Genomic DNA, 16,215 nt, shown 5'->3' with positions numbered 1-16,215 from the left:
AGTTTTCAACACCCATTCAGACAGGTCCCCCCGCCCCCGTAGCTCAGGGGATAGAGCACGGCTCTCCTAAAGCCGGTGTCGGCGGTTCGAATCCGCCCGGGGGCACCAAGTTCCGGGTATGACGTCGGATGATGCTTGACGTTTCGGCTTCGGCTGGTTCTTCACGGTGTTTTTCGATCGCACCGGCCGCCTCATGCCCGGAGTTGACGGATCAGCATCGCATATCCCCACGCCAGGACTAACCACGGGGCGATCAGCCACGGGCCGTTGAGAAGAACGAACTTGACGCCGAGGTCCATGAAGCTGGAGGTGTTCACCGAGGGAAACCCGCCGATGATCTCGGTGCCGTAGTAGTACCACGTCAGCACGGTGTGGGTGACCGCCGTCGACATGATCAGCAGCGTGCCTCGATGGTCGAGGAATTTCGACCGGAACAGCAAGATCAAGCCGGTCATGCCGATGCAACCGTTGATCACCGACAGCACCTCGATCATCAGGAAGCCCGGAGCGGCGTCCAGGTAGCGCATGTCACCGCCGTCGATGTAGTTCCACCACGGGTAGGCCCAGGCGGCGTCGCGGGCGGCGGGAATGGCCTTGTGCAGGATGAGCCAGCCCAACTCCCAGGTCAGATGCGTGGTGTAGGAAACAAGCGCGAACGCCAACACGACGCCCTGCAGGCGCTGGAACCGCGTCCACTGCCGCAGCGACGGGATCGGCAGGAACGCCGCGAAGATTCCCAGGAAGTACGCGACCGTTACCTGCACGACCATCGCGTTGGCGATGCCGCCGCGGTCAAACCCGCTGTGGAACGCCAAGTAGCTGTAGAGCGGAAAGCTCACGGCGAGAGAACCGAAGGCCGCGATCCACACGATCCGCAGCGCACGCGACGGCGGAAGCTTCGCCGTGATGGTCGGGGGTGTCTCGGGGTCGGCCGCTGATGTCGCTGATGTCGCCGTCATCCACGTCCTCTTTCGCCGCGTCGGACACGTACCGAGTAATGATAATTACTCTTATCAGAACAGTGATTACTGGGCGACGGTATCATCGTGAGGGCACGGGCGGACAAGAACTCAAAGGTGAGTGAGTGATCTCGGATGAACGCCGCGGAACGGAAGCGTTCGGCAACCAGCCTCGATGACGCACGACGCGCGATGTATCGTCGCCAGATCCTGGCGGCCGCCGAGTACGAATTCGGCCAGACCGGCTTTACCGGCGCGCGGGTAGGTGCGATCGCAAAGCGCGCCGGGGTGTCGCTGACAACCGTCTACCGCCACTTCTCCGGCAAGGACGAGCTGTGGGATGCGCTCAACGCCGAGCGGATGACGGAATTTGTTGCGGCCGTCCAAGGGCGCACCGACAAGAACGCCACTGCCCTCGACAACATCCTCAGCGCGGCGCGTGTCGAGGTCGAGTTCTTCGCCGGCCATCCGAACTTCCTGCACCTGCATCTTCGCGATGGCCTCAGCTGGGGCACCGCCACCACCCTGATCGATGCCGGCCGCGGCGAACAGCGTGAGGTCTGGCGTACCGGCATGGACATGATCACCCGCGCCGCCGAGGCCGCAATCGAAGCCGGCGAGATCACCCGACTACGACCAGCAGTCGTGGCCTCCCTGGTGATCTCGGCCCTGCAGATCTGGTTGACCGACTGGGTCGCCGGCGACTGCCGCCAGCCGGTCGAGGCATTGGCCGAAGAAGTCGTCGCGCACCTGCGTCGTTGCCTGGCGGCTTGAGATCAGCCCCCGAACAGGTCCGACAGGTCGAAGCTGGGGGTGCTTGCGATCAGGTCCGCCATGTTCGCCCACTGCTGAGTCGCCTGCTCACCCAGTTCGGTCGGCCAGGCGTCGGTGGCGGTCAGGATCGCCGTCGCGAAGTCGTCCCGGGCGTTGAGCAGCCCGGCCAGGATGCTGGTGTTGGGATCGAACAGCGCGTCGTTGATGGCCGGGATCAGCAGCTGCGGCATCACCACCGACAGCGCGGTCTGGGCCAGCGCCAGCGTGATCGGCAGGTTGATGTCGCTGGCCAGCAGGGGCAGGTTGTTCCACACCGCCGTCAGGCTTTCCATCGGGTGGTCCATGATGCTGTTCCACACCGCATCCCAGTTCGGGCTGAGCGCGTCGGTGAACCGCAGCGCGATCGGGGTGAAGGGCTCATGGCCGAACACGGCCTCGTAGTTCTCGTCGCCCATCAGGCCCTGCAGGCCGTTCATCAGCAGGTTCTGCAGCACCCAGTCCGGTTGGGCGTGCATCCGGGACACGTCCAAGCCGTAGCCGTAGGACAGCACCCGCTGCGCCATGTCGGCGGCGAATTCCTCCGGGCTGACGGTGGGGGTGTCGTCCGGCAGCATGCTGGTGCCGAGGTCGGCGAGCTTCACCACCTCCGTCGTCACGCCCAGCCCGAGTGCATTGTCGGGGTCGGTGACGTTCTCGAAGCGGGCGAAGATCTCACCGGTGTTGATGCCGCCGGTGTCCAGCCAGTTCGCCACACCCGGGTTCGTCCCGCTGATGACGTAATAGGTGTAGCCGTCCTCGGCGTGGTAGGTGGTGGTGTGGTTGAGCGTGGTCTGCGCCATCACGTAGGGCAGCGCGCCGCCGTAGACGTTCATCAACTCGATGCCGCTGTAGGCCGCGTCCACGGTGGGCACCTTCAGGATCAGCGCCTCGTCAGGTTCCAGCTCGAAATTGCCGCCGGTGACCACCGCGCTCTCCAGCCCGGCGCCGTAACTGGTCTGCGGACTCAAGTCGAACATGGTGTTGGCCGGAACGTTCATACCCACCGACGCCCCGCCCTCGATGGCGCGTGTGTTGAACGGGCCGATGACCTGAGCGAAGGCGCTGAACAGCGTGGTGAGCATCGAGTCGACGGAGGTGATGCCGCCCGGTTGCTCCAGCGTGGCCCCGACCGGGTCGTCGCTGGGGAAGAACCCGCCCTCGGGGATGGCGAAGAACGGCGGGCAGTCGGCCACACATTGCAGGGTGACGTGGCCGGGGCCCTTCGCCCAGTCGCCGAGCATGTCCCGGATCAGCAGCGAAGCGGCGCCGCCGACGGTGGCGTCGGTGGAATCCATGAAGTTGACGGCGCCCTCCGGCGCCTCCGGACCGATGTACACCGTGAAGGTGCCGTCGGGGTTGACCACCAGCCCGTGACCCATTTCAAGATTCTCGATGGCCTGCGCCGATCCGCCGGTGATGGCCTGGGTGCTGATCACGAAATGCTCGGTCCCCCCGCCCAGGGTCCCGTTCAGCACATACGTCGCACCGGGCGCCAAACCGGCGGTCACCCGGTAGTAGATATCGGGCGTGAAGAAGTCGAAGTACTGGCGGGGGTCGGCGGCGTTGCCCGCGATCACCTCGGGTGATTGGAAAAAGACCCCGTTGAACAGTTGGGTGACACGTGACAGCCCGGCGCTGAGCAACTGGTAGTTGGTGTTCTGCAGCATCGTCATCAGTTCGTCTTCACTGCCGGGCGCCGCGTAGTCCAATGCCATGTTGACGCCGACGAGCCGCTGCATCTCCGCGATCAGCGCATCGATCGCCGGCTGAAACCCGGCCGTCGACGTCAATGCCACCGCGGGGGCGGTCCGGGCGGTGACCGCGGGGGTTCCCACCACCATCGACAGCGCGGTGGCCAGTGCTGCTGTGGCGAACCCGTACCGCCGGATTCGGCCGGAACGGTCGCCTTCGGCGCTCCCGGTCATCTGCACGGCCACTCCTTCGGATTGGGCTCTCATCATTTGCACATCGAATTAATGGTGAACTCTCATTCGGGACCCTACGTCGGTATCCGAGGCCGTGCAACAGCTCACACGCGAATTCCGCTACTCGTGTTGCGAAACCCTTTGACGACATCGGCCGATGGCGCCAGGTAGGTTGCGCTGCATGTCCAAGCGATGGGTTTCTGCGTTCGGCGCGGTGACGACCGCCCTGGCACTGACGGGATGCGGGCTGACCGTGACCAAGTCAGGCCCGGACCCGCTGGCACACCTGGCGCCGCGCAGCACTCCCAACGGCATGGTGTTGGTGTCGCCGGACAACTTCGTGCGGGCCGTCACCGACCAGGAGTTCACCAACGTCGTCAATGAGAACGGATTCGGTCGGTTCTTCCACATGCGTGAGCTCACCCCGATCGACCGGCAGCTGGTGGTGCGATCCAACCGGGACACCCTGTATTCGGCGGCGGTGTTCGACCTGCAGGCGGCCCCGGTGACGATCACCCTGCCCGACCCCGGTGAGCGGTACATGTCGGCGCAGGTGATCAACCAGGACGAATACGTCACCGACATGTTCTACGGCAGCGGCGAGCACACGCTCGACCAAGACCACGTCGCCACCCGCTACGTGATGATCGCCGTCCGCATCCTGGCCAACCCCAAGGACCCCGATGACCTGCGGGCAGCACACCGATTGCAGGACCAGATCACCGTGACGCAGCAGGAGTCCGGAACCTTCGACGTTCCCCGGTGGGATCCGGTCAGCCAGAAGAAGGTCAGCGACGCGCTGCTGGTACTGGCCGAGACGATCCCCGACACCCGCGGCATGTTCGGCAGCTTGGCCGACACCGACCCGGTGCGGCACCTGATCGGCGCCGCAGCGGCCTGGGGCGGTAACCCGGAGACCGAGGCGTTGTATCTGAACGTCACCCCGGCCCGCAACGACGGCAACACCGTGTATCGGCTGACCGTCAAAGACGTCCCGGTGAACGCCTTCTGGTCGGTCAGTGTCTACAACAAGAACGGCTATTTCACCGAGAATCCGCAGCAGGCCTACTCGGTCAACGACGTCACCGCGACAAAGGCCGACGACGGATCGGTGACCATACAGTTCGGCGGCTGCTCGGCTGATGTCGTCAACTGCCTGCCGGTCACGCCGGGTTGGAACTATCTGGTCCGGCTCTATCAGCCCGAACAGGAGATCCTCTCCGGGAAGTGGGTGTTCCCCGAGGCGCAGCCGACGGAGACGGCCGGCACCGGCACCCGGCCCACCCCGACGCCCACGGCATCCACTCCCGCACCCCCGGCGCGTCCGCCACGCTGACGACATGGCGCCGGTCCGGCCCGGCCACCGTTAGTCTGCAGATTGTGGTGATCATCAGGCAGTCGCCGGGCTAGGTGACGGCGACACAGCACGCCTACTTCGCGTACGGGTCCAACCTGTGCGCACAGCAGATGGCGCGCCGCTGCCCCGAAGCGTCGGACCCCCGGCCGGCGACGCTAGCCGACCATGACTGGCTGATCAATCAGCGCGGTGTCGCCACCGTCGAGCCGTTCCCCGGATCGCGGGTCCACGGGGTGTTGTGGCGGGTGTCCGATCGCGACCTGGCCGCGCTGGACAGCGCCGAAGGCGTACCGGTGCGCTACCGCCGCGACCGGCTGACCATCCACACCACCGACGGCTCGTCGCCGGCGTGGGTCTATATCGACCATCGGGTGCAGACCGGTGCGCCGCGCGACGGTTATCTGGAGCGCATCATCGGCGCAGCCGTCCAACACGGGCTTCCGCCGGCATGGATCGAGTTTCTGCGCCGCTGGGATCCGATCCAATGGCCGCCGCGCACTCCCCCCGCCGACCATGCTGGGCCGCAATCGCTTTCGGCGTTGCTGGCCGAATCCGACGTCATCGAGGACAGTCGGCTGCGGTCGCGGTTCGGCTTCCTGGCCATTCACGGCGGGGGCTTGGAGCAGATGACCGACGTGATCGCCGAACGCGCCGCCGACGCGGCCGGGGCATCGGTGTATCTGGTGCGGCATCCCGACGGATACCCGCGGCACCTGCCGTCGACGCGTTATCTCGCCGCGGAGTCGCCGCGGCTCGCCGAATTTCTCGACCATGTCGACGTCGTGGTGTCGCTGCACGGCTACGGCCGGATCGGACGCAGCACCCAACTGCTGGCCGGTGGCCGTAACCGCCGCCTGGCCGAGCACCTCGCCCGCTGCCTGGTTCTGCCCGGCTATCAGGTGATCACCGACCTCGAGGCGATCCCGGCGGGGCTGCGCGGCCTGCATCCGGCGAACCCGGTCAATCAGACCCGCGGCGGCGGGGCCCAACTGGAACTGTCGCCGCGGGTCCGGGGCATCAGTCCTCGCAGCCAACCGCCCGGCCAGGACGGCCTCTCGCCGGTCACGTCGGCACTGGTGCGGGGCCTGGCCTTGGCAGCCCGGTCCTGGGATTAGGAGGTAGTTGGTGGACAAGCAGTTTCGCTTCGGCGTCGGCCTGCACGCGATCCGGTCCGCGACCGCCCTGGCCGAGACCGCGCGGCGGCTGGAAGGGTTCGGGTTCGATGTTCTCCACGTGCCCGATCACCTGGGCGCCCCAGCCCCCTTCCCCGCTTTGGTCGCGGCCGCCGCAGCCACCACCAGCATCCGGCTGGGTACCTATGTGCTCAACGCCTGCTTCTACAAACCGGCATTACTGGCCCGCGATGTCGCCGACACCGACCTGCTGTCCGGTGGGCGACTCGAGGTCGGCCTGGGCGCCGGGTACGTCCGGGCGGAGTTCGAAGCCGCCGAACTACCGTTCCCGACGGCTGCACGCCGCATCGCCTACCTGGAACACCTCACGACGTATGTGGCGACGCACCAGCCGGACGTGCCCATCCTCATCGCCGGCAGCGGCGACCGACTGCTCACCGTGGCGGCACGGCACGCCGACATCATCGGACTGACCGGGGCACGGGTGGCCGGGGCGGATGACGCACTGGCCGAGCGCGTCGCCTTCGTCCGCGCCGCCGCCGGCGATCGGTTCGACACGCTGGAACTGAATCTCGCCATCACGGCCGTGCCCACCGATGCCTCCGGGATGCCCGACCTGTCGCTGACTCGCCGATTCGCTCCGACCCTGTCGGATCAGGAACTGCTGGCCATGCCCGCCGTGCTGTCGGGGTCACCGCACGAGATGGCCGACACGCTGCGGGAATACCGCCGGCGCTACGGGGTGAGCTACTTCACCGTGCAGCAGCACCACGCCGAAGCCTTCGCGAAGGTCATCGCCGCGCTGCGGTGACCCGGAGTCGCCGCCGAGCGATGCCGCGGCGTCAGCAGGAGCCCGGCCAGCCCGTCAACGCCACGTCGGCCAGCGCGTGCAGATCGGCACGACTGACTCCGCCTCGTGCCTGGATTGCGATGCCCTGACATACCGTGGCGATCCAGCGGGCAAGCAGCAGGGTGTCGACGCCGGACAGCTCGCCGTCGGCCACCGCCGCGTCGAATCGCTGCGCGAGCCGGCGCACCGACGCCTCCCGCATTTCGGCCACTCCCGGGCCGTCGTCGATGGTGAAACAGCCGCGCGGGTCGCCGCTGACGGCGTCGGCCGCCCCGTGGACCACCGCTGCGGCGACGCTACGGGCGGTCGGCAGCGCGAGCGCCTCGACGAGGTAGCCGCCCGGCCCCGCGACGTACCGCTGCATCGCTCGCTCGTACAGCTGCTCCTTGCAGCCGAACTCCGCGTAGATGCTGCGGCGGTTGACCCCGGTCGCGGCGCTGATGTCGGAGATCGAGACGCCGTCGAAGCCGTGGGCCCAGAACAGCTTCATCGCCTCGTGCTCGACTTGATCGGGGTCGAACTCGCGTGGCCGGCCCACCGCCATCGCGCCCCGCCTCTCTGTGACTCCGACCACACCGGGAATGCATTCGCTTCGGAACGGCCTTGAGCTCATAGTACTAAGTAACACGTCGGTTCGTAATTAGCTGAAAGGCCACGACATGAGCACAGCACCCCTGACGGGACGGCGGGCACTGGTCACCGGAGGTTCCCGCGGCATCGGTGCGGAGACCGTACGACGATTGACCGCCGACGGCGCCGCGGTGGCCTTCACGTATTCGGCATCGGCGGCCGAGGCCGACAAGGTCGTCGCCGAGGTCACCGCCAACGGCGGAAAGACGGTCGCCATCCAGGCCGACTCCGGCGATCCCGCCCAGGTGGTGGCCGCGGTCGAGCAAGCCGCCACCGAACTCGGCGGGCTGGACGTGCTGGTGAACAACGCCGCCGTCGCGTACGGGGCGCTGGTCGATGACTTTCCGGCCGAGCAGTTCGACCGCCTCGTGGCGGTCAACATCGGCGGAATGTTCTGGGCGACACGCACCGCCGTGAAGCACCTGGGTGAGGGCTCGCGGATCATCAACATCGGCAGCATCAACGCCGATCGGATTCCGACCCCCGGGTTCTCGGTATACGGCATGACCAAGGGCGCGGTGGCGTCGTTCACCAGGGGCCTGGCACGCGAACTCGGCCCACGCGGCATCACCGTCAACAACGTGCAACCGGGTCCGATCGACACCGATGCCAACCCCGACAACGGCGGTGACTTCCCCGAGAGCTTGAAGAAGCTCATGCCGCTCGGCCGCTACGGGCACGTCAACGATGTCGCCGCCATCGTGAGCTTTCTCGCCGGCCCGGAGTCCGGATTCGTCACCGGCGCGAACTGGAACGTCGACGGCGGTTTCACCGTGTAGCCGCCGGTGCCGGGGCTCAGCCTCGACGCCCCGCCGACACCAGCGCCCACACCGAGCAGCCCAGTGCGCCGGCCACGCTGACCGCGCCGATGTACAGCCCGTAGCCCGCGGTGATCGGCGCGACGACGTTGAGCCGGTAGAACGCCACGCCCAATGCGACGATGCCCAGTGAGAGCACCAGTGCGACAACCGATGCCAGTCTGCTGAACAGCCCACGGCCGATCATCGCACCGGCCACCAGCAGCACGGCGGCCAACAGCACGATCAACTGGCCGACGCCGAAGCGGGGCGGCAAGGCGATACTGCCGGCGGTGCCGCCGATCGCGCTGGCACGCCCACCCCCGTGGGCCGAGGTGGTCAGCCAGGGCAGCCACGCACTGACCGACAGGATCGCAGCGAACAGTGCGACGAGCCAGCCCGGGTGTACGCGAGTCATGTTGTGACACTAGCCCGCATCGACAAGCCCGCCGTGGCCGCGACTGCCCCGGTGACGGGATGGCATGGCGCCCAACCACTCAAGCCGGCGCGAAAACCGTGACGAACTTCTGCAGCGACTCGTTGATGTCGCTCTTCAGCGCGGCGGCCACCAGCATGCCGATCGGCCCGAACAGCGCCGGCCCGCCCAGATGAACATCGAAGCTGACCTTGGACCCGTCGCCGGCTGGGGCGACCTTGGCGAGCAGCTTGATCTTGACCCCGCCCTTGCCGTCGCCGTTGAGGGTCATCCCCGTCGGCGGTTTGTAGTTCACGATCGTCCACTTGATCCGGTTGGGCATGCCTTTGACCTCGACGATCGACTCGAGCGTCGTGCCCTTCTCCAGGGTGTCGGGCAGCACGCTGCGCCACACCCGGTGGATGGTCAGCCACTCCTTGTAACGCGACAAATCCGAGGCGTGACCCCAGGCCTCCTCGGGAGGAAGTGGGACGTCGATGGAGCCGGAGAGCTTGGCCATGTGATTCTGTTTCCCTTCTTGTCCCCGGTTATCCCGTGTTCATCGCTGCGTCATTGTGGTCGTTGCCGACTCTCGCCACAACTTGGGTCGCTCGCCGAGCATGGCGCCGCGCGCCCACCACACCGCCTCGATGGCGACCGCACCGACTGCCCCGACACCGAGTGCCAGCGAGGTCAGTGCCACATTGGAGGGATCCAGCAGGAACTTCTCCCGGGCCAGCGGGATCGCGAAGATGCCCACGTAGGCCAGACCGCAGCAGGTCACCAGCGTCAGCCGCCACCACTGATACGGCCTCGCCACGACGGCCAACACCCACCCGGCGGTGGTCAGCAAGGTGATCAGGGCCGTGGTGGAGGCCTGGATCTGCTGTACCGCCGTGGCCTCGCTGCCGCGGTAGGCCAGTAGGTATGAGGTGAACGTGGCGATGCCCACCACCAGGCCGGCCGGCAGCGCCCCGCTCATCACTCGCTGGACGAATCCGGGGTGTGCCCGTTCGTTGTTGGGCGCCAGCGACAGGATGAAAGCCGGGATTCCGATGGTGAACCAGGCGGCGACGGTGACGTGGATCGGCTGGAACGGATACAGCAGCGGCTCGGTGCCGAACAGCGCCGACGCCAGCCCGACCAGGCCGACCAGCAGGGCGAGCAGAACCGAATACACCGTCTTGGTCAAGAACAGGTTCGCTACCCGTTCGATGTTGCCGATCACCCGGCGGCCCTCGCCCACCACGTAGGGCAAGGTGGCGAACTTGTTGTCCAGCAATACGATCTGCGCCACCGAGCGCGCCGCCGAGCTGCCCGCTCCCATCGCGACACCGATATCGGCGTCCTTGAGCGCGAGCACGTCGTTGACGCCATCACCGGTCATGGCCACGGTGTGGTCACGTGCCTGCAGGGCGCGCACCATGGCGCGCTTCTGATCCGGTCGCACCCTGCCGAACACGGTGTGCTCCTCCAGCGCATCGGCCAGCCGGTCCGGCTCGGCCGGCAACTTGCGAGCGTCCATTGCATCCCCGGACAATCCCAGCTCGCCGGCCACCGCACCCACCGAGATGGCGTTGTCACCGGAGATCACCTTCACCGAGACTTCCTGCGCGGCAAAATATTCCAAGGTAGGTCGGGCGTCTGGCCGGATCTTCTGCTCCAGCACCACCAGCGCAGCAGGAGTGACCTGCCCCGGCGCGTCCGGGTGATCGACGGGCAGGTCGCCGACCCCCAGCAGCAGCACCCGCAAACCCCGCGCCCCGATCCGCTCAGCCTGCTCGGCGGGCGCCGACGACGGCTCGAGCAGCACATCCGGCGCCCCGATGACCCAGTTACCGTGTTCGCGGTACGAGACACCGCTCCACTTGGCGGACGACTTGAACGGTTCGCAGGCGTTGGCCACCCAACCCGGCGACGTCGGGAACGCCTCGGCGATGGCCTGGATGCTCGCGTTCGGCCTGGCGTCGTCGGCGGCCAGCGCCGCCAGCGCCTGATGCACCGGAAGACCTGCGGCGCCGTCGAATTCGATGATCTCCGAGACTTGCATGCCGTTCTCGGTCAGTGTGCCGGTCTTGTCGGCGCAGACGACGTCGACGCGGGCCAGCCCCTCGATCGCCGGCAGTTCCTGCACCAGGCACTGCCGTCGTCCCAGCCGAATCACCCCGACGGCGAACGCCAGCGACGTCATCAGCACCAAGCCCTCGGGAACCATCGGCACCAGCGCCCCGACCATCGCCAGCACCGAGGCCCGCCAGCCCACGTCGGTGGTGAACAACTGCGTGTAGATGATCAGCAGCCCGGCCGGGATGAGCAGGTAGGTGATGAACTTCAGGATCTGGTCGATGCCGTTGCGCAGTTCGGATTTCACCAGAGTGAACTTGGTGGCCTCCTCGGCCAGCTTGGCGGCGTAAGCCTCGCCGCCGACCCGGGTAGCCCGGTAGGCGCCGCTGCCGGAGATCACGAAACTGCCCGACATCACGTGGTCCCCGATGTTCTTGGCGATCGGCTCGGCTTCACCGGTCAGCAGCGATTCGTCGACCTCCAGATCGGACACCTCGACGACGTCGCCGTCGACGACGATCTGGTCACCGGGACCGAGTTCGATGACGTCGTCGAGCACCACCTCCCGGGGAGGCAGCGCTACCGTCCCGGATTGCCTGCGCACCAACGGTTTCGCCTGCCCGACAATGGCCAGTTTGTCCAGCGTCTGCTTGGCGCGGATCTCCTGGACCATGCCGATGACACTGTTGAAGACGATCAGCAGTCCGAACAGCCCGTTGATCAGCGAACCGGTGGTGAGCACAATGGCGAACAGCACGCCCAGGATCGCATTGATCCGGGTGAAGACGTTGGCCCGGACGATCTCGTGCACACTGCGCGCGGCACGCACCGGAATGTCGTTGGTCTGGCCGTCAGCGACCCGCTGGGCGACTTCGTCGTCGCTGAGCCCCGCGGCGGCCCGCGCGACGGTCAAGACCGCCACCACGGCTCAATGTCGCCGACCGCCGGCCGGATCCGCTCGCTGGGTTTATGCGGCGGTCCCAGCTTCGCCTCTCCTCCGTCGAGCCTCACTGAACCGCCGGGACGCGGGACGACCACCGACACCCCGGCCGGCTCGGCGGCGGCCAGCAACCGTTCCACCGGCTCCTCCCAGCGATGCGGCGCCAACCGGAACGTGCACCAGTGGATCGGCACCAGCGTCGCACCGTCGACGTCCAGGTGCGCCCGAACGGCCTCCTCGGGATTCATGTGCACGTCCGGCCAGGCGGTGTTGTAGGCGCCGATCGGCAACAGGGTCACGTCGAACGGGCCGTGATCGGCGCCGATCTGCCCGAAGCTCCCGGTGTAGCCGGAGTCGCCGCCGAAGTAGACCCGATGATCGGGCCCGGCGATCACCCAGGACGCCCACAGCGTCATGTTGCGGGTCAAGAACCGGCCGGAGAAGTGCCGCGCCGGCGTGCAGACCAACGTGAGTTCGCCGAACGAAGTCTGCTCATCCCAATCGAGTTCGACGACCCGGTCAGCGGGAATGCCCCACGCCCGCAGGTGCGCACCGACGCCCAGTGGAACCACGAACGGCGCCCGCTGGCTGCGGGCCAGCGCGGTGACGGTGTCGATGTCGAGATGGTCATAGTGGTCATGGCTGATGACGATCGCATCGACCGCGGGCAGCGCCGACAACTCCACCGGCGGCGGATGCAACCGCCTGGGGCCGACGGCATCCGAGGGCGAGCAGCGCTCACTCCACACCGGATCGGTCAGCACCCGGTAGCCGTCGACCTCGATCAGCGCGGTGGCGTGGCCCAGCCAGGTGACCGTCAGCGGTTCGGCGGCGTCGGCGAAGTCGGGGACCCCCAGCGGGACCGGCGCCACCGGCCGGCTCGCGCCGCGGTCCGCGAACAGCTCCCGCAGCATCAGCCGCTGTTGTTCACGATCCATGTTGACCATCGAGGCACGCTCGACGTTGTGGAAAATCCCGTCGCGGTAATGCCTGGAGCGGGCGGCCACCGCGTCGATGGCGTGCGGTGCGGCACCAAGGGCACCGGGTGTGCCGCGCAGCGCACGAAGGGTCCATCCGCCGGCGGCCAAGGACGCGGTGGCGGCGGCCAGCCGAAGTGCACCGCGCAACATGTTGCCGAGTCTAGGGCGGTGACCGGCGGCATCCGGATCCGTGGCGTTTGCGCTCACCGCGGGCTCCGGTCAGGCGCCCTGGAACTTCGGCGGCCGCTTCTCGATGCGGGCCATCTGCGCCTCGACCACGTCCTGGCTGGCCCAGGCCCGGTCGAACAGTTCCTTGTGCTCCGGCGTCTGTTCCTGGTAGGCGCCGTCATCGTTGAGCACCCGCTTGGCGTGCTGCAGGGCAAGCGGCGCCAGCCCGGCGATCTCCTGCGCCCAGGCCTGCGCGTCGGCAACGGTGCCCAGCCGGTTGGCCATGCCGGTCAGCAGCGCCACATCGGCGGGCAGCTTCTCCGCGGTGAGCATCATCGCCCGGGCCCGGCCGTAGCCGACCAATGAGGTCAGCCGGCGGATGCTCCAGTTGTCCAACGCCAGACCGTACTTGGCGACCGGGAACTGGAAGAACGCCTCGGGGGCCACCACCCGCAGATCGCAGACCATCGCCAATTGCAGACCGGCGCCGATCGCGGCGCCGTTGATCGCGCCGATCACCGGCAGCGGGACGTCGGCGATGCTCTGGTGCAGGGCGAGCAGCTTGTCGGGGTAGTCGGCGGCGAACGCATCGCCGGACAGATCCGCGCCGGCACAGAACACGCTGCCCTGCCCGGTCAGCACGATGGCCCGGACGTCGTGGGTGGCGGCGTCCAAGACCGCCTCCCGCAGTTCGGTGACAAGCTGGGAGTTCAGCGCGTTGCGCCGCTCGGGACGCTGCAACTCGATGGTGGTGACGGCTTCGTCGCGGGTAACACCGATCATGAGGTAGCAGCGTAATTAGGCTCGTGGTGTGAGCAGGATCGGGGCCGACGAACTGCGGGACGCAATATTGGACCACGGCTCGTTCATCAGCTGGGATGACGAGCCGCTGGCATTGCCGGTCAGCGACGATTACGCCGCCGAGCTGGCCGCCGCCCGGGCCGCCACCGGCCGCGACGAGGCGGTCATCACCGGCGAGGGCCGGGTGGGCGGGCGCCGGGTCGCGGTGATCGCCAGCGACTTCGACTTCCTGGCCGGCTCGATCGGGGTGGCGGCCGCCGAGCGGATCACCACCGCGATCCAGCGGGCCACCACCCAGCGGCTGCCGCTGCTGGCCTCTCCGAGCTCGGGCGGCACCCGGATGCAGGAGGGCACCGTCGCCTTCCTGCAGATGGTCAAGATCGCCGCCGCCATCGAGCTGCACAAACGCGCCCACCTGCCCTACCTGGTCTACCTGCGCCACCCCACCACCGGTGGGGTGTTCGCCTCCTGGGGGTCACTCGGGCACATCACGCTGGCCGAGCCGGGGGCGCTGGTGGGTTTCCTGGGTCCGCGGGTCTACGAACAGCTCTACGGCGCACCGTTCCCGCCCGGCATCCAGACCGCCGAGAACCTTCAGGCCCACGGCGTGATCGACGGCGTGATCCCGGTGAAGTGGCTGCGGCGCACCTGCTCCCGGGCGTTGAAGGTGATGCTCGACGATCCCGCGCCGCCACCCGCGAGCCCGGCCTGCGAGCCGATACCCGATCTGCCGGCCTGGGACTCGGTGTGCGCGTCGCGCCGCCCGGATCGGCCCGGCGTGGGTTTTCTGCTGCGACACGGCGCCACCGAACGGGTGTTCCTGTCGGGCACCGGAAGCGCCGAGCGGGGCGCCACCATGCTGCTGGCGCTGGCCCGTTTCGGCGGTCAGCCCGCCGTGGTGCTGGGGCAGTTGCGGGGCCCGGACCGGCTCACCGACCCCATCGCGCTGCGCGACGCCCGGCGCGGCATGGCGTTGGCCGAGGACTTGCGACTGCCGCTGGTGCTGGCCATCGACACCCCGGGGCCCGCGTTGTCGGTGGAGGCCGAGCAGGGCGGGCTGGCGGGCCAGATCGCGGCGTGCCTGGCAGAGCTGGTCACGTTGGAGGTGCCGACGGTGTCGGTGCTGCTCGGTCAGGGCAGCGGCGGGCCCGCGTTGGCGATGGTGCCGGCGGATCGGGTGCTGGCGGCGACGCACGGCTGGCTGGCACCGCTGCCCCCGGAGGGCGCCAGCGCCATCGTCTTCCGCGATACCGGACACGCCCCGGAGCTCTCGGCCGCACAGGGCATCCGCTCGGCGGATCTGAAGGCACACGGGATCGTCGACGTGATCGTGGCCGAGCGCCCGGATGCCGCCGACGAGCCGATCGACTTCGCCAAACGCATGTCGCGGGCCATCGCCGTGGAGCTCGACGCGTTGCGGCGAGTGCCGGCCGAGCAGCGGATGGCAGCGCGCTTGCAGCGCTACCGCCGCATCGGGCTGGCGGGTTAGCCGGTGATCATCCCCACCGCCACCGCGGCCAGCACCATTCCGGCGACCTGACGGGGACGCACCCGCTCCCGCAGGACGGCCACCGCCAGCACCACGGTGGCGGCGGGATACAGCGAGATCAGCACGCTGGCCAGCGACAGCAACGACAGCTGCAACGCGAACAGCATCGTGACGTTGGCGGCGGTGTCCAGCAATGCGATCACCAGCGCCAGCCGTAGCGGCGTCCCCGTCGGCAGCCGCAGCTGGCGGCTGGCCGCCGCGACCACGATCACCAGCACCGTGGCGGCCCCGCGCGCGAACAGCAGGGGCCACAATCCGGCTTCCGGCGGGGTGCGATCCAAGAACACGAAGTTCAACCCCAGGGCCACCCCCGAGGCGATCGTCAACCAGATCGCTCCGCGGGTCAGCCGCTGCCGGCTGCCGCCGTCTCCGGTGTGCCAGCTGATCAACACCACGGCGGCCAATGCCACCGCGATGCCCGCACTGGCGAGCATGCCGGGCCGCTCCCCCAGCACCCGCCCGATGCACACCGGCACACTGGCATCCACCACCGCCGCCAGCGGCGAGACCACCGAGATCGGGCCGGCCGCCATCGCCGCGTAGAACCACCAGATACCCAGGGCCTGGCTGAGCCCGCCGAGCACGCCGAGCATGACGGCGCCCGGCGTGATGTGGCCACCGCCGATCATCGCGAGTGCTCCCAGCATCACCATCGAGACCGGGGTGGACACCAGCACCACCCGCAGCGCGGCAACCCGCCGCGACGCGACGCCGCCGACGAAGTCGCTGATCCCGAAACTGGTGGCTGACGCCAACGCCAGCCCCTGGGCGGCCGGCGAGCCGATCACGCGACGCCCCTATGTGTCATGGCGAGAAGCGTAAGTGTGCGGGCAG

The 16,215-nt window shown here is 68.1% G+C and carries 15 protein-coding genes and 1 tRNA gene; 7 read left to right on the top strand and 9 right to left on the bottom strand.

The window, feature by feature from the left end; translation table 11 throughout:
• The first annotated feature begins 32 nt into the window (after positions 1-32).
• Positions 33-108 (top strand) — tRNA-Arg (locus BST10_RS07540).
• A gap of 83 nt (positions 109-191) precedes the next feature.
• Here the strand turns inward: BST10_RS07540 and BST10_RS07535 are convergent.
• The gene (locus BST10_RS07535) at positions 192-959 is read right to left on the bottom strand and encodes a hypothetical protein (protein WP_083037278.1); all 768 of its coding nucleotides are present in this window, start codon (positions 957-959) and stop codon (positions 192-194) included.
• Between the two features lie 135 nt (positions 960-1,094).
• On the opposite strand from BST10_RS07535, the gene BST10_RS07530 reads away from it, so the two are divergent.
• Positions 1,095-1,733: a TetR/AcrR family transcriptional regulator gene (locus BST10_RS07530; protein WP_109559437.1), complete on the top strand. Its 639-nt coding sequence runs from the start codon at positions 1,095-1,097 to the stop codon at positions 1,731-1,733.
• Positions 1,734-1,735: 2 nt separating this feature from the next.
• On the opposite strand, the gene BST10_RS07525 is transcribed toward BST10_RS07530, so the two are convergent.
• Entirely contained in the window at positions 1,736-3,697 is a 1,962-nt protein-coding gene (locus BST10_RS07525; RefSeq protein ID WP_235673698.1) for a hypothetical protein, read from the bottom strand.
• Positions 3,698-4,019: 322 nt separating this feature from the next.
• Between BST10_RS07525 and BST10_RS07520 the strand changes: the two genes are divergently transcribed.
• The 3 genes from BST10_RS07520 (at position 4,020) to BST10_RS07510 (ending at position 6,998) form a co-directional block, all read left to right on the top strand.
• Positions 4,020-5,033 (top strand): DUF1254 domain-containing protein, encoded by a 1,014-nt coding sequence (locus BST10_RS07520; RefSeq protein WP_235673697.1) that lies wholly within the window; start codon positions 4,020-4,022, stop codon positions 5,031-5,033.
• A 74-nt stretch (positions 5,034-5,107) separates the two neighbouring features.
• Positions 5,108-6,169, top strand: coding sequence for a poly-gamma-glutamate hydrolase family protein (locus BST10_RS07515; protein WP_083037276.1), 1,062 nt, complete (start codon positions 5,108-5,110; stop codon positions 6,167-6,169).
• 10 nt (positions 6,170-6,179) lie between these two features.
• Positions 6,180-6,998 (top strand): TIGR03621 family F420-dependent LLM class oxidoreductase, encoded by an 819-nt coding sequence (locus BST10_RS07510; protein WP_083037275.1) that lies wholly within the window; start codon positions 6,180-6,182, stop codon positions 6,996-6,998.
• Positions 6,999-7,029: 31 nt separating this feature from the next.
• On the opposite strand, the gene BST10_RS07505 is transcribed toward BST10_RS07510, so the two are convergent.
• Positions 7,030-7,581 (bottom strand): TetR/AcrR family transcriptional regulator, encoded by a 552-nt coding sequence (locus BST10_RS07505; protein ID WP_083037274.1) that lies wholly within the window; start codon positions 7,579-7,581, stop codon positions 7,030-7,032.
• Positions 7,582-7,696: 115 nt separating this feature from the next.
• Between BST10_RS07505 and BST10_RS07500 the strand changes: the two genes are divergently transcribed.
• On the top strand, positions 7,697-8,446 hold the full coding sequence (locus BST10_RS07500; RefSeq protein WP_083037273.1) for a 3-oxoacyl-ACP reductase family protein: 750 nt from the start codon (positions 7,697-7,699) through the stop codon (positions 8,444-8,446).
• 16 nt (positions 8,447-8,462) lie between these two features.
• On the opposite strand, the gene BST10_RS07495 is transcribed toward BST10_RS07500, so the two are convergent.
• The 5 genes from BST10_RS07495 to BST10_RS07475 all read right to left on the bottom strand — a co-directional run bounded on the left by BST10_RS07495 (position 8,463) and on the right by BST10_RS07475 (position 13,814).
• Positions 8,463-8,882: a hypothetical protein gene (locus BST10_RS07495; protein WP_083037272.1), complete on the bottom strand. Its 420-nt coding sequence runs from the start codon at positions 8,880-8,882 to the stop codon at positions 8,463-8,465.
• A gap of 79 nt (positions 8,883-8,961) precedes the next feature.
• A complete protein-coding gene (locus BST10_RS07490; RefSeq protein WP_013827773.1) occupies positions 8,962-9,399 on the bottom strand; it encodes a type II toxin-antitoxin system Rv0910 family toxin in 438 nt (145 codons plus the stop codon).
• A 39-nt stretch (positions 9,400-9,438) separates the two neighbouring features.
• Positions 9,439-11,868 (bottom strand): HAD-IC family P-type ATPase, encoded by a 2,430-nt coding sequence (locus BST10_RS07485; protein WP_205277363.1) that lies wholly within the window; start codon positions 11,866-11,868, stop codon positions 9,439-9,441.
• Positions 11,853-13,013 (bottom strand): MBL fold metallo-hydrolase, encoded by a 1,161-nt coding sequence (locus BST10_RS07480; RefSeq protein WP_083037271.1) that lies wholly within the window; start codon positions 13,011-13,013, stop codon positions 11,853-11,855. The genes BST10_RS07485 and BST10_RS07480 overlap by 16 nt, the downstream gene beginning before the upstream one ends.
• A 69-nt stretch (positions 13,014-13,082) precedes the next feature.
• Complete coding sequence (locus BST10_RS07475) at positions 13,083-13,814, bottom strand: enoyl-CoA hydratase (protein WP_013827770.1); 732 nt, start codon at positions 13,812-13,814, stop codon at positions 13,083-13,085.
• 28 nt (positions 13,815-13,842) lie between these two features.
• Here BST10_RS07475 and BST10_RS07470 point away from each other — a divergent pair, with 28 nt between their 5' ends.
• A complete protein-coding gene (locus BST10_RS07470) occupies positions 13,843-15,321 on the top strand; it encodes an acetyl-coenzyme A carboxylase carboxyl transferase subunits beta/alpha (RefSeq protein WP_083037270.1) in 1,479 nt (492 codons plus the stop codon).
• On the opposite strand, the gene BST10_RS07465 is transcribed toward BST10_RS07470, so the two are convergent.
• Positions 15,318-16,169 carry an EamA family transporter gene (locus tag BST10_RS07465; protein ID WP_109559436.1) on the bottom strand — a complete coding sequence of 284 codons (852 nt, stop codon included), beginning with the start codon at positions 16,167-16,169 and terminating at the stop codon, positions 15,318-15,320. The genes BST10_RS07470 and BST10_RS07465 overlap by 4 nt on opposite strands.
• Positions 16,170-16,215 lie beyond the last annotated feature (46 nt).

It is taken from the genome of Mycolicibacter algericus DSM 45454, assembly GCF_002086455.1.
Lineage (GTDB): Bacteria > Actinomycetota > Actinomycetes > Mycobacteriales > Mycobacteriaceae > Mycobacterium > Mycobacterium algericum.
The sequence above is the reverse complement of the archived record's forward strand: the minus strand, read 5'-3'. Positions and strand labels throughout refer to the sequence as shown.